General features: G+C 44.7%; 24 protein-coding genes. 2 read left to right on the plus strand and 22 right to left on the minus strand.

Annotation, left to right across the window (positions count from 1 at the left end; translation table 11 throughout):
* Nucleotides 1-63 precede the first annotated feature (63 nt).
* The 10 genes from rpsU to lepA all read right to left on the minus strand — a co-directional run bounded on the left by rpsU (nt 64) and on the right by lepA (nt 10780).
* Complete coding sequence (gene rpsU, locus AC4EHK_RS10110; RefSeq protein WP_008431605.1) at nt 64-237, minus strand: 30S ribosomal protein S21; 174 nt, start codon at nt 235-237, stop codon at nt 64-66.
* A 95-nt stretch (nt 238-332) separates the two neighbouring features.
* On the minus strand, nt 333-1001 hold the full coding sequence (gene deoC / locus AC4EHK_RS10115; RefSeq protein WP_490978665.1) for a deoxyribose-phosphate aldolase: 669 nt from the start codon (nt 999-1001) through the stop codon (nt 333-335).
* A 121-nt stretch (nt 1002-1122) separates the two neighbouring features.
* Nucleotides 1123-1860, minus strand: a complete 738-nt coding sequence (locus tag AC4EHK_RS10120) for a 16S rRNA (uracil(1498)-N(3))-methyltransferase (protein WP_490978666.1) — start codon at nt 1858-1860, stop codon at nt 1123-1125.
* Between the two features lie 12 nt (nt 1861-1872).
* Nucleotides 1873-2814, minus strand: coding sequence for a 50S ribosomal protein L11 methyltransferase (prmA, locus tag AC4EHK_RS10125; protein ID WP_490978667.1), 942 nt, complete (start codon nt 2812-2814; stop codon nt 1873-1875).
* A 127-nt stretch (nt 2815-2941) separates the two neighbouring features.
* Entirely contained in the window at nt 2942-4051 is a 1110-nt protein-coding gene (dnaJ, locus tag AC4EHK_RS10130; RefSeq protein ID WP_490978668.1) for a molecular chaperone DnaJ, read from the minus strand.
* A 113-nt stretch (nt 4052-4164) separates the two neighbouring features.
* Nucleotides 4165-5988, minus strand: coding sequence for a molecular chaperone DnaK (gene dnaK / locus AC4EHK_RS10135; protein ID WP_490978669.1), 1824 nt, complete (start codon nt 5986-5988; stop codon nt 4165-4167).
* A gap of 21 nt (nt 5989-6009) precedes the next feature.
* The gene (gene grpE, locus AC4EHK_RS10140; protein ID WP_490978670.1) at nt 6010-6609 is read right to left on the minus strand and encodes a nucleotide exchange factor GrpE; all 600 of its coding nucleotides are present in this window, start codon (nt 6607-6609) and stop codon (nt 6010-6012) included.
* A gap of 17 nt (nt 6610-6626) precedes the next feature.
* Nucleotides 6627-7661 carry a heat-inducible transcriptional repressor HrcA gene (gene hrcA, locus AC4EHK_RS10145; RefSeq protein ID WP_490978671.1) on the minus strand — a complete coding sequence of 345 codons (1035 nt, stop codon included), beginning with the start codon at nt 7659-7661 and terminating at the stop codon, nt 6627-6629.
* 90 nt (nt 7662-7751) lie between these two features.
* Complete coding sequence (hemW, locus tag AC4EHK_RS10150) at nt 7752-8891, minus strand: radical SAM family heme chaperone HemW (RefSeq protein WP_490978672.1); 1140 nt, start codon at nt 8889-8891, stop codon at nt 7752-7754.
* A 59-nt stretch (nt 8892-8950) separates the two neighbouring features.
* Nucleotides 8951-10780 carry a translation elongation factor 4 gene (lepA, locus tag AC4EHK_RS10155; RefSeq protein ID WP_490978673.1) on the minus strand — a complete coding sequence of 610 codons (1830 nt, stop codon included), beginning with the start codon at nt 10778-10780 and terminating at the stop codon, nt 8951-8953.
* Nucleotides 10781-10996: 216 nt separating this feature from the next.
* Here lepA and rpsT point away from each other — a divergent pair, with 216 nt between their 5' ends.
* Complete coding sequence (gene rpsT / locus AC4EHK_RS10160; protein WP_006828708.1) at nt 10997-11245, plus strand: 30S ribosomal protein S20; 249 nt, start codon at nt 10997-10999, stop codon at nt 11243-11245.
* A gap of 53 nt (nt 11246-11298) precedes the next feature.
* Here the strand turns inward: rpsT and holA are convergent, their stop codons facing one another.
* Nucleotides 11299-12327, minus strand: a complete 1029-nt coding sequence (gene holA / locus AC4EHK_RS10165; protein ID WP_490978674.1) for a DNA polymerase III subunit delta — start codon at nt 12325-12327, stop codon at nt 11299-11301.
* A 157-nt stretch (nt 12328-12484) separates the two neighbouring features.
* On the opposite strand from holA, the gene AC4EHK_RS10170 reads away from it, so the two are divergent.
* A complete protein-coding gene (locus AC4EHK_RS10170) occupies nt 12485-12619 on the plus strand; it encodes a YqzM family protein (RefSeq protein WP_006828710.1) in 135 nt (44 codons plus the stop codon).
* A gap of 77 nt (nt 12620-12696) precedes the next feature.
* On the opposite strand, the gene AC4EHK_RS10175 is transcribed toward AC4EHK_RS10170, so the two are convergent.
* The 11 genes from AC4EHK_RS10175 to AC4EHK_RS10225 all read right to left on the minus strand — a co-directional run bounded on the left by AC4EHK_RS10175 (nt 12697) and on the right by AC4EHK_RS10225 (nt 21313).
* Nucleotides 12697-14949 carry a DNA internalization-related competence protein ComEC/Rec2 gene (locus AC4EHK_RS10175; protein WP_490978675.1) on the minus strand — a complete coding sequence of 751 codons (2253 nt, stop codon included), beginning with the start codon at nt 14947-14949 and terminating at the stop codon, nt 12697-12699.
* A gap of 20 nt (nt 14950-14969) precedes the next feature.
* Complete coding sequence (locus tag AC4EHK_RS10180; protein WP_490978676.1) at nt 14970-15542, minus strand: ComE operon protein 2; 573 nt, start codon at nt 15540-15542, stop codon at nt 14970-14972.
* A gap of 80 nt (nt 15543-15622) precedes the next feature.
* Nucleotides 15623-16180, minus strand: coding sequence for a helix-hairpin-helix domain-containing protein (locus tag AC4EHK_RS10185; protein ID WP_490978677.1), 558 nt, complete (start codon nt 16178-16180; stop codon nt 15623-15625).
* Between the two features lie 201 nt (nt 16181-16381).
* The gene (locus AC4EHK_RS10190) at nt 16382-17107 is read right to left on the minus strand and encodes a class I SAM-dependent DNA methyltransferase (RefSeq protein WP_490978678.1); all 726 of its coding nucleotides are present in this window, start codon (nt 17105-17107) and stop codon (nt 16382-16384) included.
* Complete coding sequence (rsfS, locus tag AC4EHK_RS10195) at nt 17104-17442, minus strand: ribosome silencing factor (RefSeq protein ID WP_142827773.1); 339 nt, start codon at nt 17440-17442, stop codon at nt 17104-17106. The genes AC4EHK_RS10190 and rsfS overlap by 4 nt, the downstream gene beginning before the upstream one ends.
* Complete coding sequence (gene yqeK / locus AC4EHK_RS10200) at nt 17439-18014, minus strand: bis(5'-nucleosyl)-tetraphosphatase (symmetrical) YqeK (RefSeq protein WP_490978679.1); 576 nt, start codon at nt 18012-18014, stop codon at nt 17439-17441. Before yqeK ends, rsfS begins: the two co-directional genes overlap by 4 nt.
* Nucleotides 17992-18570 (minus strand): nicotinate-nucleotide adenylyltransferase, encoded by a 579-nt coding sequence (locus AC4EHK_RS10205; RefSeq protein WP_490978680.1) that lies wholly within the window; start codon nt 18568-18570, stop codon nt 17992-17994. Before AC4EHK_RS10205 ends, yqeK begins: the two co-directional genes overlap by 23 nt.
* On the minus strand, nt 18567-18866 hold the full coding sequence (gene yhbY, locus AC4EHK_RS10210; RefSeq protein ID WP_142827770.1) for a ribosome assembly RNA-binding protein YhbY: 300 nt from the start codon (nt 18864-18866) through the stop codon (nt 18567-18569). Before yhbY ends, AC4EHK_RS10205 begins: the two co-directional genes overlap by 4 nt.
* Entirely contained in the window at nt 18853-19680 is an 828-nt protein-coding gene (aroE, locus tag AC4EHK_RS10215) for a shikimate dehydrogenase (RefSeq protein ID WP_490978681.1), read from the minus strand. Before aroE ends, yhbY begins: the two co-directional genes overlap by 14 nt.
* 11 nt (nt 19681-19691) lie before the next feature.
* Nucleotides 19692-20795 (minus strand): ribosome biogenesis GTPase YqeH, encoded by a 1104-nt coding sequence (gene yqeH / locus AC4EHK_RS10220; protein WP_490978682.1) that lies wholly within the window; start codon nt 20793-20795, stop codon nt 19692-19694.
* Nucleotides 20792-21313, minus strand: a complete 522-nt coding sequence (locus AC4EHK_RS10225; RefSeq protein WP_490978683.1) for a YqeG family HAD IIIA-type phosphatase — start codon at nt 21311-21313, stop codon at nt 20792-20794. Before AC4EHK_RS10225 ends, yqeH begins: the two co-directional genes overlap by 4 nt.
* Between the last annotated feature and the right edge of the window lie 33 nt (nt 21314-21346).

The following is a 21346-nucleotide window of genomic DNA, read 5'->3' on the forward strand; positions in this document are numbered from 1 at the left end:
CGTGTTGGCGGTTTAGGCTGGTCGTTCATATTTTTTAAAAGTCATTATACTCGTTAAAGTCAATTAAAATTTACGTTTACGCGCAGCTTCTGATTTTAGTTTACGTTTCACGCTCGGCTTATCATAGTACTCGCGCTTTCTTACCTCTTGCATTGTTCCGGATTTAGAAACAGTACGTTTGAAGCGGCGAAGAGCATCTTCAATCGATTCGTTTTTACGAACGGTAGTTTTTGTCATCTCTTTTTCCCTCCCTCCGAACACACGTTGAAGCGAAGAACAACAAGTGTTATATACTCAAAAATTATATCGTATTCTCAAAGAAAGGTCAATAGTTAATAATCGGAATCTGAAGTTAACCCTTGCATGATTTTCACGCCAGAGCTGGCACCAATACGTGTAGCTCCTGCTTCAATCATTGCTTCTACGTCTTCTAGGCTGCGAACGCCGCCAGATGCTTTGACGCCCAAATCTGCACCGACTGTTTGGCGCATCAATTTTACATCTTCAATTGTTGCTCCGCCTTTAGAAAAACCGGTAGACGTTTTGACAAAGTCTGCTCCTGCTTCTTTAGACAGTTGTGAAGCAGTTACTTTCTCTTCGTCTGTAAGCAAGCAAGTTTCAAGGATCACTTTTACGATCGCTTTGCCTTTTGCTGCATTGACGACTGCTTCAATGTCTTTTTTGACGTGATCGTTATTGCCGCTTTTTAAGGCGCCAATATTTAAGACCATATCAATTTCGCCAGCGCCTTTTGAAATGGCATCTGTCGTTTCGAATGCTTTTGTTTCAGGTGTAGATGCCCCCAGCGGGAATCCGATAACCGTGCATACTTTCACACCACTGCCCGTTAATGCTGTTGCTGCTGTTTCAACCCAAGTCGGATTGACACAAACAGATGCGAATTTAAACTCGGCCGCTTCTTTACACAATTGAACAACTTGGCTTTCTGTCGACTCAGGCTTTAATAAGGTGTGGTCAATATAAGATGCAATGTTTGTCATGAATAAAATCTCCATTCTATTAAAAAGTCATTTTGTTTACCAGGTAATTTCCCCCAACCGGGAAATGTCGCTGCAGCTCAGTGCCCTGTATGTTGATAGTCTTTAGAGTACACTCTCAGCTTTATTCGAATTCGCAGGAAATAGCAGCCAGTGCATACAAAGGCGCCGTTTCTGTCCGCAAAATTCGTGGTCCGAGAGAAGTAAAGGTGGCATCAATATTTTTCAGTGCTTCCACTTCGGCATCAGAAATGCCGCCTTCAGGACCAAACACAATCAGGACTGAATCTTTATCATACAACGATTTCAAAGTTTCAGCAAACCGCTTTCTGCTGCCTTGCCGCGCCTCTTCTTCGTACGCAACAATCACCATATCATACGATTCAGCCTGGTTTAGCAGCTGCTTAAAACTATAGATGCTGTGAATTTCAGGAACATGTGTCCTGTGAGACTGTTCAGCAGCTTCCTTGGCAATTTTTTGCAAACGCCCAATTTTCTTCTCACTCTTGGAACTGTCCCATTTTACGATGGACCGTTCTGCAGCAAATGGCTGCAGCGCGAACATCCCCAGCTCAGTTGCTTTTTGAACGATTAAATCAAGCTTGTCGCCTTTTGGAAGCCCGCAAGCAATGGTCACTTTTTTTGGCAGCTCTACTTGCGTTTTCAAAACTTCTCCCAGCTCTACTTCTACATCAAGATCAGTTGAACGGATCGTTGCCAGGTAAGCCTTGCCTTCCATAACCGCAATCAGCTTTTCTCCAACTGTTTGGCGCATAACTTTGGCGATGTGCTTTGCATCATCGCCAGTTATCGCCACTATTTGATTTTCAGGAAGCTGTCCTTCTATAAAGTATCGTTGCATCGTGGCACCCCGTTATTCAGGTTTTTTTGAAATGATGGTAACCCAGTCTTCCATCATCATAACGTCGTCGATCACAAAACCGGAAGTTTCCAGTGCCGCTTTGACGTTATTTTTTTTCGCTGCGATGATGCCTGAAGTAATGTAGCGACCTCCCGGCTTAACAATTTTGAAGGCATCATCTGTAAATGACATAATGACTTCAGCCAAAATATTGGCGACTACTACATCACCTGGCTGGTCAATTTTGTCAACCAGATTGCCTTCTTCCACTGTCACTGTATCTTGCACTTTGTTCAACTTAACGTTGATGGTTGCTGCTTTTACAGCGATGTCGTCCAAATCAAGTGCATAGACTTCTTTAGCGGACAGCAATGCTGCTCCAATCGCCAGTACACCAGATCCTGTTCCGATATCAATGACCCGGTCGCCTGCACGAACGGTTTTCTCCAGAGCTTGGAGACTCATCACCGTTGTTGGATGGGTTCCTGTCCCAAAAGCCATTCCCGGATCCAATTCAATGATCAGTTCATCACTCGAAACTGGATTGTAAGTTTCCCACGTCGGAACAATGGTGAAACGCTCGGAAATCTTGACAGGGTGGTAATATTTTTTCCAGGAAGTTGCCCATTCTTCTTCATTGACTTCACTGATGGTTATTTCGTTTTTGCCAATGTTAATGTCGAATGAGACCAGGTTATTGATGGCCAGTTTAATGGCCTCGACGGTCTCTCCGAGAAAGCTGTTGACCGGCAGATAGGCCTTTAGAATAACCCCATCTACTGGAAAATCGTCCGGATCCAGCGAATAAATTTCGCCAAAACGATATTCCCTTTCTTTTGTCAAATCCTCTGAGTCCTCGATGACAACTCCACTGGCTCCTGCTTCGTGCATGATGTTGGAAACCGCTTCAATTGCCTCATTTGTCGTATGGATCGCCAGTTCTGACCATTTCAATTGTGCCCAGCTCCTTTTTCATTTTTACAGGCAGCAAGACTCCTGCTTCCTGCAAGAGTCTGCCGTTTGTAAAAATTGAATTGCATTGATAAACAACAAATCAAGTACGTCCACTGCTTCTGCTCTTTTACTCACCTTTGATGGTGCGTTTGATTTTGTCAAAAAGTGAGCTGCTGTGCTCTTCCGGAATATCTCCGCTGATTTCAGCGAATTCACGCAAAAGTTGTTTTTGTTTCTCGCTGAGTTTTGTCTGAGTTTTGATGCGGACAATCACATGCTGGTCGCCAGTTCCGTATCCGTGAACATTTTTCACGCCTTTGCCTTTTAGACGGAAACGTGCGCCGCTTTGCGTGCCGGCAGGGATTTTCAACTTCACTTTTCCGGAGATGGTTGGCACTTCAATTTCATCACCCAATGCTGCTTGTGGATAGGTAATGGAAATATCCAAGTAAATGTCATCGCCTTCACGCTGGAACTGCTTATGCGGTCTTACGCGGAACACGACATATAAATCGCCGCTTGGTCCCCCATTGACACCTGGTGCACCTTGACCTGTGACACGCAATTGCTGGCCATCATCAACACCGGCTGGGATGGTAACTTTGATTTTCTTCACTTTGCGGACTTTCCCTTCACCGCGGCAAGTTGTACATTTTTCTTCGATAATCTGTCCAGTTCCTTCGCAATGCTGGCAGGCACGGCGATTGACCATGCGACCAAAAGGCGTGTCCTGTGTCACATTCATCTGGCCAGAACCTTCACAGTACGGACATGTTTTTTTCTTGGTTCCCGGCTTTGCACCCGAACCGTCACATGTTTCACATGTTTCGTCTTTTGGAAGTTCTACTTCTGTTTCTTTTCCAAACACGGCATCCATGAAATCGATGGTCATGGAATATTGAAGGTCATCGCCTTTGCGCGGAGCATTTGGATCACGGCGTCTCGTACCGCCGCCAAAGAAGGTGCTGAAGATGTCGTCGAATCCGAATCCGTCTCCGCCGCCTCCAAAACCTTGATTTGGATCTTGATGGCCAAACTGATCGTATTGTGCACGTTTCTGCTCGTCGCTCAATACTTCGTAAGCGTCTTTAACTTCCTGAAACTTCGCAGGAGCATCGGCTTCTTTATTGATATCCGGATGGAATTTTTTTGATAAGGTCCGGTATGCTTTTTTAATTTCTTCTTTAGAAGCAGACTTGGATACGCCTAATACTTCATAGTAATCTCGTTTATTCATAAGTCACTCTCCCTCTAGCAATCAACTGTAATTGTACACGGTTTAAATCGCTGTTGCAAAGACATTGAAAAAGCCAAAGCATGTTGCTTTGCTTTGACTTTTCAATGACCCGTTTATTTTTTGTCGTCGTTTACTTCTTCAAACTCAGCGTCCACTACATCGTCGTTGCCTGGCGCTGCGCCTTCTTCTTGGGATGCTTGCTGAGCTGCTGCCTGCTCATAAGCTTTCATTGACAGACCTTGCAGGATTTCCTGAAGCTTGTCTTTTTTCTCGCGAATGTCGTCAATGTTGTCTGACTCCAATGCCGCTTTAAGTTCATCGCGTGCATCTTCCGCTTGTTTTTTCTCTTCTTCTGATACGACTTCACCAAGATCAGCGATTGTTTTATCAGTTGTGAAGACAGCTTGATCGGCTTCGTTGCGAAGTTCAACTTCTTCTTTTACTTTCGCATCCGCATCTGCATTTTCTTCCGCTTCTTTAATCATGCGATCAATCTCTTCATCAGTCAACGATGTGTTGGACTGAATAGTGATTGTCTGTTCTTTCTGAGTTCCAAGATCTTTCGCCTTAACGCTAACAATACCGTTTTTATCGATATCGAATGTTACTTCGATTTGAGGCACGCCACGCTGTGCTGGTGGAATATCTGCCAACTGGAAACGGCCAAGCGTTTTGTTGGCTGCTGCCATCGGACGCTCACCTTGCAATACATGAATATCTACAGCTGGCTGGTTGTCAGCAGCAGTTGAGAAAGTTTGGGATTTTGAAGTTGGGATCGTTGTGTTGCGCTCGATCAATTTTGTGAATACACCGCCCATTGTTTCGATACCAAGTGATAATGGCGTTACGTCCAATAATACAACGTCTTTCACGTCGCCAGTTAATACGCCGCCTTGTACTGCCGCACCCATTGCGACAACTTCATCCGGGTTAACGCCTTTATGTGGGTCTTTTCCAGTTTCTTTCTTAACAGCTTCTTGTACAGCTGGGATACGTGTAGATCCACCAACAAGGATAACGCGGTCAAGTTCAGAAGCTGAGATGCCAGCATCTTTCAATGCCTGACGAGTTGGCCCCATCGTACGTTCAACTAATGAAGAAGTCAATTCATCAAATTTTGCACGGCTCATTGTAACTTCCAAGTGAAGCGGTCCCGCTTCTCCTGCAGTGATAAACGGCAATGAGATTTGAGTAGAAGAAACACCGGATAGATCTTTTTTCGCTTTTTCAGCAGCGTCTTTCAGGCGTTGTGTCGCCATTTTGTCTTTAGACAAATCGACGCCGTTTTCTTTTTTAAATTCTTGTACTAAATAATCGATGATCAATTTATCGAAATCATCTCCGCCCAGTCGGTTGTCGCCGGCAGTAGATTTTACTTCAAAAACGCCATCGCCCAGTTCAAGGATTGAAACGTCGAATGTACCGCCGCCAAGGTCGTAAACAAGAATCGTTTCGTCTGTATCCGTTTTGTCTAAACCATATGCAAGCGCAGCTGCAGTCGGCTCGTTGATGATGCGTTCCACTTCAAGACCCGCAATGCGGCCAGCATCTTTAGTTGCTTGGCGCTGTGCATCATTGAAATAAGCTGGTACAGTGATAACCGCTCTTGTTACTTTTTCGCCAAGATAGTCTTCGGCATAACCTTTGATGTATTGAAGAATCATTGCAGAAACTTCTTGAGGCGTATAGTCTTTGCCTTCAGCTGTTACTTTTTCCTGTGTACCCATTAAACGTTTTACAGATTGAATCGTGTTCGGGTTTGTGATCGACTGACGTTTTGCCACTTCGCCGACTTGGCGCTCCCCATTTTTAAAAGCTACTACAGAAGGAGTTGTACGGTTGCCTTCTGGATTTGGAATAATTTTTGGTTCGCCGCCTTCTAATACTGCGACTGCTGAGTTAGTTGTACCTAAGTCAATACCGATAATTTTGCTCATGATTAAATTCCTCCAATATTTTTATTCGTTTACTTTTACCATAGCCGGACGAAGAACGCGGCCTTTTAGGATGTAGCCTTTTTGCAATTCTTGCAGGACTGTTCCCGCTTCAGCAGAATCATCTTTTTCCTGCATGACGGCTTGGTGGAAATTCGGGTCGAAGGGTTCGCCAACCGCTTTAATTTCTTCAAGTCCTTCACGGCTTACAGCTTCAGTCAAGGATTTTTGTACCATTTCGACACCTTTTAGCAAGGAAGCCGACTCTTCGCTGGTTGTTTGAAGCGATAATGCCCGCTCAAAGTTGTCCAGCACTGGAAGAAGATCCGCCAATAAGGATTGAGAACGGAATTTATTGGCGATTTCTCTGTCTTTTTGAGTACGCCGTTTGAAATTATCATAGTCAGCCAAAAGGCGCAAATATTTGTTTTGTTCAGCTTCAAGCTGCTTGCGAAGCTCTTCAGCTTCATCAACAGCTTCCTCTTCGGCTGTAACGCCAACTTCTGGTGTCTCTGTATCCGCAAATTCTGCCTGCTCTTCTGTTTCCAAGACAGGCTCTGTTGCTTCAACTTGTTCAGTTGCTGTTTGTTCTTCGGTTTTTAGGGATTTATTTTTTTTAGGCAAATCTGTTCCTCCTTTGTTCACGTTCTTTTAAACATACGGGTCAGTTCTTTTGACAAATCGCCGCTCAATAAATCCAATATGGAAACGATGCGTTTGTAATCCATTCGTTTCGGACCGATGATGGCGATTGACCCTGTCTGTTCTTCACCGATATTATACGATACCGTAATGACACTGCAATCTTCCATTGCCGACAGCGCGTTTTCCGAGCCAATGCGAATATGGAGGCCTTGGCTTCCTACTGGCAAAATCATCGGAATGTGCTTGGCTTCTTCCATGACATCCATCAAATCCCTGATTTTTTGAAGATCATGGAAGTCCGGCTGCTTCAGGATGTTCAGCTTGCCGCCGTAATAAATGTTTTCGTCGTCATGCGGCAGCAATACCGCTTTCCTGAATGTATGGAACAGTTCTCCGTAACGCTCCACATGCTGTTTTAAAATGGTCAGCGTCTCTTGTTCTAGCCGCAAGTGCAAGTTGTTCAGCGACACGCCGACAAGCCTCTCATTGAGGATATTGGCCATTTTCTCAATATCCGATGGATTGAGGCCCGGCGGAATGGAAAACACACGATTTTCCACATGCCCTGAATCGGTTACGATAATCGCAACCGCCGTATCTTGCGCCAACGGAACAATCGACAGCTTTTTGACAATATGCCGGCGTACATCAGGACCCAATAAAATGGATGTGTAATTGGTCAGTTCCGAAAGAATCATTGCAGAGCGTTTGATGACTTGCTCTGTCTCTGTTAACTTCTCCTCAAAAACCGAGCGCAATTGCACAATATCCTGCTGTGGCAGCGGCCTTGGTGTCAGCAAATGGTCGACGTAATAACGGTATCCCTTCTCCGAAGGAATGCGTCCGGAAGACGTATGGGTTTTTTCCAGAAAGCCCATGCTTTCCAAATCCGCCATTTCGTTGCGGATGGTCGCCGGACTAAACGAAATTCCGGCTTTTTTGGAGAGTTGGTTCGATCCTACCGGCTGCGCTGATTGAATGTAATCATCTACTGTCACCTTTAAGATGAGCAGTTGCCGTTCTGTTAACATGATCATCACCTCTGTTAGCACTCTAAGTACCCGAGTGCTAATACTACATTAAAATTAACAAATATAATGATCCTTGTCAACGGAAGTGCTTTAAGCCAATAAAAATTGTTCAAACACTTCATTGCCGACAAATCGGCCTTTCTTGGTCAAACGAACAAAGCCTTCCGAGATCTCCAAGTTTTCCTTGGCTATTTCTTTATCGAGTATGTTGCCATAAACATCCTGTATCGGCTTTTGGAATTTTTCCTGAAAATGAATGAGCGACACACCCGAAGTTTTTCGCAGACCCAGAAACATTTCTTCTTCCATTTTTTCATGAACCGGCACTTCATGCGTATTCAAAATTGGCCGCTCACCTGCGTCTAACGGTGCCATATATTTTTTCAATGGCCCGGCATTTGAATAGCGGACGCCATCCACATAGCCGTGTGCTCCGGCTCCAACACCGATGTATTCGACATTGTCCCAATACAAAAGGTTGTGGTGCGATTCGTGTCCAGGACGCGCAAAGTTGGAAATTTCATATTGTTTCAACCCGCGGATGTCCATTTCATTCATCAGCTTGTCGTACATATCGGCTTCCAGATCTTCTGTCACCGTATTCAACTTGCCTTTTGTCATCAAATTATAAAACACGGTTTTTGGTTCGATGATCAGCGAATAGGCAGAAAAATGCGGCAGGTCAAATGCAAAGGCTCGCTCAAGCGTATCGTCCCATTGCTGCATCGTTTGCCCAGGCAATCCGTACATTAAGTCAAAGCTCAAATTTTCGAAACCGACCAGACGGGCTGAATCGACGGCGCGTTTCACGTCTGAATTGCTGTGGGTACGCCCCAATCGTTTCAGCAGATCCTCATCGAACGACTGGACACCCATGCTCAGGCGGTTGACGCCACCGTCAAACAATACTTGCATTTTGTCTTTCGTCAATTCGTCCGGATTTGCTTCCGACGTCCATTCGAGGTTTGCTGCCATCGTTACGTAGCGATGAATATAGCCCAGCAACTTCTCCAATTGTGCAGGAGTTAGAGAAGTCGGGGTTCCGCCTCCCAAAAAGATGGTTTCCAGCGGATGATCGAGCGCCCCTTGCTGTTTCCATAGCGCCAGCTCTTTGCCTACGGAATCAATATAAGCATCTACCGGCTGATCTTTGAAATACACTTTATTGAAATCGCAGTAAAAACAAATTTGGTGGCAGAATGGAATATGGATATACAATCCTTTAACCATTTTATTTCCTCTTTTCTAATAAGAAAAGGAGGCTGAAATTCCCGCCTCCTTTTTTTCGTTTATTTTGATTGGTCGTCCATTTTCAGGATCGCCATAAATGCTTCTTGAGGTACTTCAACAGATCCAACTTGCTTCATCCGTTTCTTGCCTTCTTTTTGCTTGTCGAGAAGTTTCCGTTTACGGGAAATATCTCCACCGTAGCATTTGGCAAGAACGTTTTTGCGCATGGCACTGATGGTTTGTCGAGCCACAATCTTCTGTCCGATAGCGGCTTGGATTGGCACTTCAAACTGCTGGCGCGGAATCAAGTTTTTTAATTTATCAACAATTACCTTTCCTCGTTCATAGGCAAAGTCACGGTGAACAATAAAGCTCAGTGCATCCACTTGTTCGGTGTTCAACAAAATATCCATCTTCACGAGCTTGGATTCTTTGTAGCCGATCAGTTCGTAGTCAAATGAAGCGTAGCCTTTTGTGCCTGATTTTAACTGGTCAAAGAAATCATAAACGATTTCAGCAAGCGGCAGCTCATAAATGATGCTGACACGGCTGTCATCAACATAATCCATGGTCATGAAATTGCCGCGTTTTTTCTGGCAGATTTCCATAACTGCACCGACATAATCATTCGGCACCATAACAGTGGCCTTAACATAAGGTTCTTCAACCATCTGGATTTTTTGTGCATCCGGCATCATGGCAGGGTTATCGATTTTCAAAACTTCCCCGTCTGTCATGTGGACATCATAAATTACACTTGGTGCTGTTGTAATCAAATCAATATTGAATTCACGCTCAATGCGCTCCTGGATAATCTCCATATGCAACAGGCCAAGGAAACCGCAACGGTAGCCAAAACCAAGTGCCTGGGAAGATTCCGGTTCAAACTGAAGTGCGGCATCGTTCAATTCCAGTTTTTCCAGTGCATCACGCAAATCGTTGTATTTTGAGGTGTCAATTGGGTACAGACCGCAATAAACCATCGGATTCAAACGGCGGTAGCCCGGCAATGCTTCTGTTGCAGGGTTGTTAGCCAGTGTAATCGTATCACCAACTGTTGAATCGCCAACATTTTTAATGGCCGCTGTCAGGAAACCAACGTCGCCAACCGTCAATTCGTCACGCAAAATGGCATGCGGGGTGAAAACTCCTGCTTCAATGACTTCAAATTCTTTTCCGGAAGCCATCATTTTGATGCGGTCTCCAGGTTTCACAGTTCCTTCAACAATGCGGATATATGCGACAATGCCGCGATACGGATCGTAAAGAGAATCAAAGATCAACGCTTTTAGCGGTGCGTTCGGATCACCCGTTGGCGCTGGAACTTTTTCAACAATCTGTTCCAGAATATCTTCAATGCCGATTCCCGCTTTTGCAGATGCCAATACGGCTTCAGAAGCATCCAGCCCGATAACTTCTTCAATCTCGTGGCGGACACGTTCCGGATCGGCTGCAGGCAAATCAATTTTGTTGATAACCGGCAGAATTTCCAAATCGTTATCCAAAGCCAAGTAAACGTTTGCCAGTGTCTGCGCTTCAATTCCTTGGGCGGCATCGACAACGAGTACAGCGCCTTCACAAGCAGCAAGGCTTCGTGATACCTCGTAAGTGAAGTCGACATGTCCCGGTGTGTCGATCAAATGCATAATATAGATTTCTCCGTCTTTCGCTTTGTAGTTAAGCTGAACTGCATTTAATTTAATGGTAATGCCACGTTCCCGTTCAAGATCCATGGAATCCAGTGACTGTGCTTTCATTTCTCGGGAAGTTAGTGCTTCCGTCATTTCTAAAATTCGGTCTGCAAGCGTAGACTTACCATGGTCAATGTGCGCAATAATCGAGAAGTTGCGGATTTTGCTTTGCCGGGATAATCTTTCCTCATTATTCATTCTCTTCACTCCTATATAAACTACTATGAATTATAGCAGTACAGCAGACATTGAGCAATGAAAGCTCCTGAAATCATTTAACTGTCAAGGAAAACTTCTTTGCATGTATCTATTGCATTCCTTCCCCCGATTTGATAAAATAACTGTTGTTGTATAGAGACATTAAAGAGTTGAAATGATTTCTTCTCTTTCTTACTTGTCTAGGAGGTGAAAGATATGCCAAACATTAAATCTGCAATCAAACGTGTGCGCACGAACGACACTAAAAACGCTCAAAACTCACATGTAAAATCAGCAATGCGTTCTTCTATTAAGAAAGCTGAAACAGCTTTGACTAACAAAGACGATAACGCTAGCGATACTGTAAAAGCGGCGATTAAACAGGTGGAAAAAGCGGCTTCTAAAGGCTTGATCCATAAAAACACTGCAGCTCGTAAAAAAGCTCGCTTGATGAAACAAGCGTAAAACATGTAAAAAGCCGGTTCCTCTAAAGGGAACCGGCTTTTTTCTATACTTTTTTAACGCTGCGCTTGCCCGCCGCGCTTCATCAGAAAAAATTCCAGAAAGCGGTCGCGATTGCCGCTGAGTGTTTTCAGCTGCAAATCAATTTCAGCCAAATCACCGAGCACTTGCAACAATCGTTTCTCAGAAATCTGCTGGCGTTTTTCCACCAACAACTTGACACGGTATGGATGGGCTTTTAATTGTTTGGAGATTTGCTGTGCGTGATAGCCTTTTTTCTGCAAATAATACACTTGGATCATAAACCGGATCTGCGATGCCAATAAGGCTGTCAATGCAACCGGCTCTTCTTTTTGCCGCAGCAGGCCATAATACACGCTGAGCGCTCCGCTAATATTGCCGTCGAGATATGATTGCAGCATTTTAAAAGCATCCTGTTCGAGTGTCCGAGCCGTCATGTTTTCCACAAGCTCAACCGTAATGTCTTCCTCTGCAGATCCCAGGTATAGAGACATCTTCTCAATTTCCGACGACAACAGCGTCAAGTTGGTGCCAGCCATCTCCATGAGCTTCTGAGCCGCCTTCAGGTCAATGCCTTTGCCAAAACTTTTTGCTTCGTGCATCAGCCAACTTTCCAAGTCATTTGTCTGCAGCGGTTTAGCTTCCACCAATACAGTATGTTGCTTGATCAGTTTGGTTACTTTTTTTCGTTCGTCCAGCTTCTCATAAGGCGCCACGAAAATCGTCACCGAACTTCCCGGCGGATGTTCCAGCCAAGCTTCCAGCGCTTTCAAATCATGGTTAATTTTTTCTTTGCCGCGTTCTGCCGCTCTCAGAAACGACGCATTCCGCGCAATGATCAGCTTGCGGTCGCTGAAAAAAGGGATGGTATCCGCTTCGTCGATGACATGTTCAACAGGGACTTCATCCAAATCAAAAAAAGTCAGTTCCAGTTCGCCGCCATCTGTTAATTTATCTTTTAATAAGTCCAAGGTTTTTTCAATAAAATAGCTTTCTGTTCCTACAATGAGATAAACAGGGTCTATTTGTCCGCTGCGTATAGATTTCCACACGGAAGTAATCATCGTATCAGCCTCCCTTCTCTCTACTATATCGGATTTTTACCGCTTTGGGTATTTGACAGTTATGTGTCGGCACGTAAATTCCCCTCTTTATGTTTACTTCAATCTAGATTTTTGCGTTGGCTTCGCTTATAATTAGAAGGAATTAGGAGGGATTTCAATGAATGAATTTGAACAGAATGTACAGTCCAAGCGTAACGATGCAATTGACGCAGGTATGGGCTTTGTCGTATCCTTTGGATTTTTCGCCCTTATCTTTATCATTGCTGGAGTTGTACAATTCGCAGCACGGTAATTAAATCAAAAAAGGTTCCATGTCTAACGACGTGGAACCTTTTTTTGTTGCTTATATCAAGACAAACTTCTCTTCTATCATCTCATGGTCTCAAGTTCAATTTTTCCTTTTTCGTAAAGCAGCTGGATGGTCCCATTTTCTGCCGTGTTTAGCGTATTCAGCTGAAGCTTACCAAACCGTTCCACCACTTCTGCACTCGGATGGCCATAACGATTGTCTGCGCCTGTGGAAAAAATTGAAAGTTTGGGTTCCAGAAGCCTTAAAAACTCTTCGCTGCTGGAAGTCTTGCTGCCATGATGTCCCACTTTCAATACCGTCAGTCCGGCAAGTTCATTGCCATAAGGCGAAAGCAGCTCTTTCTCGCCATCCGCTTCCAAATCTCCCGTGAATAAAACACGATAATCCCCGGTTTTCATCAACAGAACAAGCGAATCATTATTTCCTTCATATTCCGCATCCAGAGGAGACAAATAAGTAAACTGTGTGTCTCCAATCGTCCAATTTGATTCCGCACCTGGAAAAGCCACTTCGGCTTCAACAGCATCAGAGGCGAGCTCCACCATTAATGCATTTGATGCAGACCCCGGTGTCAAATGGAGTTCATTCACCGAAAATAACCGGAAAATCTCCTCCGCCCCTTCGGCATGATCCGCATCCGGGTGGGAAATAATAAACGTATCGATCGACGAAATGCCATTGCCTTTCAAATAGGGTGCCACAACCTGACGCCCGATTTCATAGGGTTGCTTCCTCTCTTTGAAAGCTTCCGTATCAAATCTTAGCACCCCGCCGCTATCAATCAAGTAAACCGCCTCTCGGTATGGCATTTCGATCAGCGCACTGTCCCCCTGGCCAACGTCTATAAAAGTTACCTTCAAGCGTGGATCCAGATAAGGCAATGCCGAAAACACGATAGCCGGCACCAAAAGAATCAGCAGCTGCCGCAGACGGAATTGCCGTTCAGCAGCACAATAAAACAAATAGACGCTTGCTGTCAGCAACGCTGCTATAAAGAAATCAGGTTTGCCAGGATTCCATAATTGATAGGGCAATTCAGCCAGCCAACTCATAAAACGATCGATTTCTCCCCGCAACGGTTCATAAAAATAAAACACAAAGTCTGCGGCTGGCTGAAATAGCGCTGTCAGAAACAACAGCAAAAAATTGGCTGGCAAGATCAGCAATGTGAATAAAGGAACAAACAAGCTGTTAACCACAAATGCCGACAACGACAACTCATAAAAGTGAAACAGCAGCAAAGGATACAAAGTCATTTGCGAAATGAAGGTAATGATAAATCCTGTTTTCACAGAAGACTGAATGCCTGAAAGAAACTTTAACGAGTATATAATGCCAAATGTCGCGCCGTAAGACAGCTGAAAACCAATTTTGTACATGGCGTACGGATTCCATAGCATAAAAACGATCATACTAGTTAACATAATAGGAGCAATAGGCAACTTAAAACCGAATAGCTTGCCTGCCAATACTACAGAAACCATGCTGACCGCTCGCCAAACAGAAGGCGCACCTCCCGCTATTACCGCATAAAGCGGCAGAACTATAAGCAAAACGACAATCGCTGTCTCTTTTCGGACATGGAGACGGATAAGAATTACATACAGCAAGCCTGATGCTATTCCTACATGCAAACCGGATATCGCGAATAAATGAGAGATGCCAAGTGTTTGATGCACCCGCTGATCTTCTGGATCCATATTTTCCCGCTCCCCAATCAGCAAAGCTTCCGCTTCTGCGGCAAGGCTTTCAGGAAAATGCGCTCGAATATGATGCTTTAAAGCATCCCGTCTGCTCAACAATTGATTGGTCCACGTATTATTCGCCTTTGCACCATCAATCGACTGAATCGCCAATAACGAGGCAGCACCATTGTGTTTCAAGTAGTCGGCCATATGAAATGCGTAGCGGTGCGAGGGTGGAGACGGCTCTTCGAAAATGCCTGACACTTGAAATATTGATTGATCTACTAATTTTTCCATTACTACCTTTTCTTCCTTTGAGCTTACACGGTAGCGGGCATAAACAATCGTTCCATCTGCCAACGCTGCAAACCCTCTTAAGCTGTCACCGTCGATAACTGCGCCTGCTCGAAATATCAGTTGACCGGAATAGGGCTGTGAATAATCAAAATGGTCTTGGCTTCGGAAATCCTGCACCAAATAAACTGCACAAGCAATTATAAAAATGCCCATTATCACCGGAATACGTTCTTTTTTCCAGCCCATCCAACAAAAAAGCAGCAACATGAACACGAGTTGAACCGCTGTTTCATGCGCTGCATATGTGGCAAGAGCTGTTGCCGTTGCCACATATAAAAAATGTGTGGCTGTTACACTTCGATTTCTCCGAATAATTGGCTCACCCGTTCATTGTAATAGGCCAATTCTTCTTCGCTGCCGCCTTTTTCTCGCAATTTTTCTAACAGTTCGATGTAAAGAGCCGACTTTTCAACACTTAAAAAGTCGATTTTCCGCTCATCGAATACCACTTGCACCACTTCTACCCCTGCCTGTTCCAAGAGCTCAATGGCGTACTCATGATTTTTGTAGTCGGTGGCATAGTACAACCGGGAAATGCCTGCCTGAATGATTGATTTTGTGCACTGGAGGCATGGAAAATGGCTGACATACATATCGGCCCCGCTGACGCTGACGCCATATTTTGCACATTGCAGCAATGCATTCATTTCTGCATGAATTGTTCGGACACAATGCCCATCGACTACGTAGCAGCCTTTGTCGATGCAGTGGTCGCCTCCGGAGATGGATCCATTGTAGCCGCCCGCCATAATTCTCCGGTCACGCACAATGGTCGCTCCGACAGCCAAGCGTGTGCAAGTGCTTCTAAGTGCCAGTAAATGGCTTTGCGCCATGAAGAATTGGTCCCAAGTTATTCGCTTCATTTAATTGCCTCCTGCTTGTGTAGTTAAAATAAGTGTAGCAGAGGCAAGGTTTTCGTCAACCGTCTTTTGTTCTACTCTTTTTATTTGGCTGTGATCAAATCTTTTAATTGTTCAAACGTTTTATCGCCAATTCCGGACACTTCCATCAGTTCTTCGGGTGTTTTAAATTTTCCGGCTTCTTCTCTGTACGCAAGAATGGCTGCGGCTTTCGACGGGCCAATGCCTGGCAGTTCCATTAGCTCAGTTTCTGTTGCCGCATTGATGTTGATCAGGCCGCTGCCGCCTGCTGAGGCCGTTTGAGCTGCAGCAGCGGGCACAACGGCTTCTTCTCCAACTGCAGGCACATATAGACTCGTTTCATCCATGACAATCAACGCCAAATTGATGGCACGGCTGTCTGCTTCAGATGTAAATCCACCTGCGGCATCGATGGCATTTTGCATGCGGGATCCTGCCGGGAGTTCATAAACACCCGGATTTGCCACTTGGCCTTTTATATCGATCATCAATGTTGCAGCTATTTCGGGATCTTCGGGTTCAGGGGTTTCTGTCTGCTGAGGGGATTCAGCGTTGATCAATTCGAGCGAAGCAGCAGGAGTTGTCTCCGGCTTCTCTTGTGGAAAGAAGAAGTAAATCAACAGCAGCGCAATGGCAGCAGCGGGGATCAGCAGCCACGCGGGTTTGTTCTGAAGATCGGAAAGTTTCAGCTGGCATTCCTCATTTCTTCAGAAGGCAATTAAATAGAAGCTGTTTGAATTATATAATAATTAGAAGATGCTTGTCCATCATTTTTAAATACATAAAAACCACCTGCAATATGCAGATGGTTTAGGCTAATTTTATTTTTTTCTGGCATGAAAGAAGATACGTTCACTTTCTTCATCCGGAACGTCATCTGAAAAATCTGCGGTAATCGACTCCACAGAAAACCCGACAGCTTCAAGCCATTTCACATAAACGTCGACCGGGAAGGTCTGCTGCTCATGCGTTTCTTCAAAGCGTTCGAACAACTCATTATGGCGAACGAAAAACGTCATGTCATGAATTACGCTGTGTTCCGCTTCCCCTGGCTCGGTATGCCAAATGTATGCGATCTCTTCTGCATCATAGACAAACGGGCTATCCATGTAAAGCACATCCACTTTAAAAACAGAATGCACATCAAAGAAAAAATGGCCGCCTGAGTTTAATGCACCGCAAACTTCTTTGAATGTCTGCTGGACCTGCTGGCCGCTCTGCAAATAATTCAACGAATCGATCGCAATGGTGACAATATCAAATCCTTCCAGCCCCTCCAAGTTGTCCATAGACAATTGAAGCACCGGAATCGATTGATTCGCTTCCTGGAAACGTTGATTGGCAACCGTCAGCATGTCTTCTGATAAATCACTGGCGGTCACGTCATAGCCCATTTCAGCAAAAAGCTGTGACAATGTGCCGGTTCCGCACGCCACATCCAGCAATTTGCCGGATGTGACATGGGAAGCGACCCACTCCACATACTTTTCATAAGGAATATCTTCCATCAGTCCATCATAGACCGCGGCAAATTTTCCGTATTTCATATTTCCATTTGCGGAGCTTCTCTCCACAGGCGTTCAAGGTTGTAGTATGAGCGTTCGTCTTTATGGAAAACGTGTGCCACTACATCGCCAAGATCGACAAGGATCCAGCGTGCCGAATCAAATCCTTCAACACTTTTCACTTCATGGCCTTCTTCATGGGCTTTGTCCATAATTTCTTTGGCAATTGATTGAACCTGGCGATCGGAGTTTCCTGTGCAGATAACGAAAAAGTCAGCCAACAGCGAAATTCCCTCCATATTCAAGACAACAATGTCTTCTGCTTTTTTATCTTCTGCAGCGTTATACGCCACTTGTAGTAAAGTTTCTTTAGTCATTCTTTCACTTTCCCTTTCTGTTGCACGAAGTCGTTGTAGCACTTCAGTGAATCCGGAAATACCGGTTGATTTTTCGATACTAAAAATTCGATGGAATGTTTGACCGAGGCTTCCATCATAACATCCAATCCCCGTTCTTTTAATTGTCGCAATTCTTCAACACCTGAAAACTTGCGGTTGGGTTCGACCAAATCGGCAATGTAGACCACTTTTTCCAAATCGGACATGCCCTCACGTCCAGTCGTATGGTAACGAATGGCATTCAGAACATCTTCGTGCTCTACCCCAAACTCAGTTTTTGCCAAATACGCGCCAACCGGGGCATGCCAAAGTTCTGAATGATACGCAAGCAATAGCGGATCCATCTTTTCAGCAACAATAACGGACTTCATCCAGTCCCGATCTGAAAACTTGGCGACATCGTGTAGAATTGCCGCAACTTCTGCATGGTCTTCGGAAACATGAAATTCCCTTGCCAGCTCAATTGCCGTGTCCACGACGCCAAGCACATGCGTAAAGCGTTTTTCAGGAAGCCGTTCTTTAACCATTTCAAGCATTTGGCTGTGATCCATACAAACGCTCCTTTCGAATAAACCTTTCCACTTGTTCCGGCACCAAAAAAGTGAGCGGACGGTCAGTGGCAGCGCGTTGTCTCAACATGGTCGATGACAGCAGCAATTCAGGCGAGTCGATCATCATGACCGGGTAAGGTGTTTCTGTATTATGCCCCGGCCGTTTAACTCCGATAAAGCGAATGCACTTCACTAAATCGTCAATCCGATGCCATGTAGGCAATCCTTCCACCATATCTCCACCAATAATGAAAAAGAACTCTGTGTCAGGTTCCTGTTCAATCAGCTTTGTCAGCGTATCGAAAGAATAGGATACCCCGCCACTGTTAATTTCAAATTCTTCCACCTTAAAATGCGGATGTCCTGAAATCGCCAGTTGGGTCATCATCAATCGCTGTTGGGCACTGGCTCCTTCTACTTCTTTGTGAGGTGCAATAAAGTTAGGCATGAAGCGCACTTCGTCCAATTCAGCTGAATGGTACGCTTCATTAGCCATAATCAAATGGCCGAGATGAGGCGGATTAAAAGTTCCGCCCAATATCCCTACTTTTTTCATCTTTTGACCGGCAACTCGATTTTTTTGTTGTTGACCGACTGCTTGTACAGAATCACAGTGTGGCCAATCAATTGAACCAATTGTGATTTTGTGCCTTTGGCCAAAGCTTTTGCTACTTCATCTTTGCCGTCTTCGTTGTTTTGAAGAATGCTGATTTTGACCAACTCACGTTTTTCCAATGCTTCTTTGATCTGCACGAGCATGGCTTCATTGACGCCGCCTTTGCCTACCTGAAAAATTGGATCAAGATGATGCGCTTCGCTTCTCAAAAAGCTTTTTTGTTTAGTTGTTAACATAAGTGCCTCCTAGTTTTTCTGTGATCAATCGGATCATTTTTTCAGTATCCGGCTGTACGCCTGTCCATTTTTCAAAGGCAATTGCACCTTGATAAACAAACATGCCAACACCGTTTAATGTCACGCATTTTTTCTCTTTGGCCTTTTTCAAAAAGGGTGTCTCGAGCGGATTGTAAATAATATCCGCCACTAAAGTTCCGGGCTTTACTAGCTCCAGAGAAATTGGCAATGCTTCATCCTTAGCCAAGCCAACAGATGTTGTTTGAATAACAACCGCAAATTCGGACAGGCTCTCTTCTGAAGACGCGAGCGTTATGGCCGAGCTGCCGGTTTCAGCAGCCAGTTCTTCTGCCCGGCGGAAAGTCCGGTTGGTGATGGTCACATCCGTGAATCCTGCCCGTTTTAAAGCAAAAGCGATGCCTCTCGCTGCACCACCAGCTCCGATAAGCAATACTTTTGATGTTTTTTCCACGTCATACACGAGCATAGAACGTACAAAACCATCACCATCTGTATTCGAACCGCTGTAGTGCGTACCATCAAAATTCACCGTATTGACAGCATTCATTTGCATCGCGCTTTCTTCCAATTTGCCAAGAATCGGCACAATGGACTGCTTGTGCGGAAGCGTAATATTAAAGCCGCTGATACCTAAAGTCTTCATCGCATCAAATGATTTTTTCAACTGAGACGGTTCCACATGAATCGGAATATAAGCAGCATCGATACCGTGCTCGTCAAACCATGATTCATGCATAAATGGGGATAAGGAATGGGCAATCGGATCACCGATCACCGCGTACCATTTCTTCATCCAAAAACCTCCTAGATCAAAGATGGGCGAACTATGACTTCTACACCTTTAGGTGCATGGGCAGCAATGACAGCATTGCCGTGTTGAATGGTAATCCAGCCAAGTCCAGAAAAAACGATATCGGTCTTTGCGTCTTTGATGCTGAACTCATGGCGCACCAACTCAGGGAAATCATCTTTGTACTCAGCTGAAGGCGGTGCCAGCATATCACCCAAATGCTGTTCATACAAGGCATCTGCGTTATCCAGCTTGGTTCGGTGAATCGGCAGATCATTCGCGATGTGGACAGTAAATGATGAGCGCTCTCCTTGGATAAAGTCAAAACGAGCTAAGCCGCCAACGAACAGCGTTTGTTCTGCATTCAATTGGAATACCCGCGGCTTGATTTCTTTTTTAGGCATGATCTGTTTTAAATCTGCCGTTTGAAGATGGTGTGCTAATTGATGGTGATTAATGATGCCCGGTGTATCGAACAATGAACGTTTGTCATCCAACGGAATTTCAATCATGTCCAATGTTGTTCCTGGAAAATGCGATGTTGTGATAACATCTGCTTGTCCAGTGGCCTGTTTAATCACGCGGTTGATGAACGTCGATTTGCCGACATTTGTACAGCCGACCACGTAGACATCTTTGCCTTTGCGGTATTTTTCAATTGCTTCCATGGCTTCTGCAATTCCCGTTCCTTTGTGCGCACTGACTGTCAAGATATCAATCGGCTGCAACCCCAGTTTGCGGGCTTCTTGCTTCATCCAATGAATCAATTTATGCTGTTTGACCGATTTTGGCAGCAAATCGGCTTTATTGGCAATCAACAAGATGTCGTTGTTTCCGACAAAACGGTGAAGGCCCGGAAGCCAGCTGCCGTTAAAATCAAAAATATCGACAATTTTCACAATCAGGCCATCGCGTTCCCCAAGACCATTTAAAATACGAAGAAAATCGTCATCCGTTAAAGATACGGGCTGAAGTTCATTGTAGTTTTTTAGGCGGAAACAGCGCTGGCAAATAATTTCTTCTTTTTCCAATGAAGATGGTGGAGCATACCCTACCTCTTCTTTGTTTTCAGTTTGAATCTGTACACCGCATCCGATGCAAGTTGGCATTTCACTCACTTTTCTTCCTCCCACATCAATTGTCCTTTATCTTTCAATCTCTTCATGATTCTGCGTTCCACTCTCCGGTTAAATCGTGTGAAAAAACCATCTGACTGAGCTACCGGCAACACGAGGATTGTGTGCATCTTGTTCAAGTTGCCGCCGAAAATATCCGTCAGCATCTGATCACCAATTACTACCACTTGTTCGCGCTTTGCTTCCATGATCCGAAGCGCTTTGCGGAAAGCCCGTCCCATCGGTTTGCGTGCCTGGTGGATAAACGGAATTCCTAAAGGATCTGCGAATGACTTGACCCGCAGTTCCTTGTTGTTGGAAACGATCACGACTTGGATGCCCGCATCCTTCATTGATTTCAGCCACTCAATCAATTTTGGCGTCGCGTCTGGGCGATCCCATTCCACGAGGGTATTATCCAAATCCGTGATAATGCCTTTAATATTTTTTTCGATCAGCATCTCCGGCTTAATGTCAAAAACTTCTTTTACATATTGGCTTGGTACAAAATTTTGATACAATACAACTCACTCCTGTTTTCCCGAACTTAATGC

This window comes from Planococcus sp. TJ-307 (assembly GCF_058268435.1).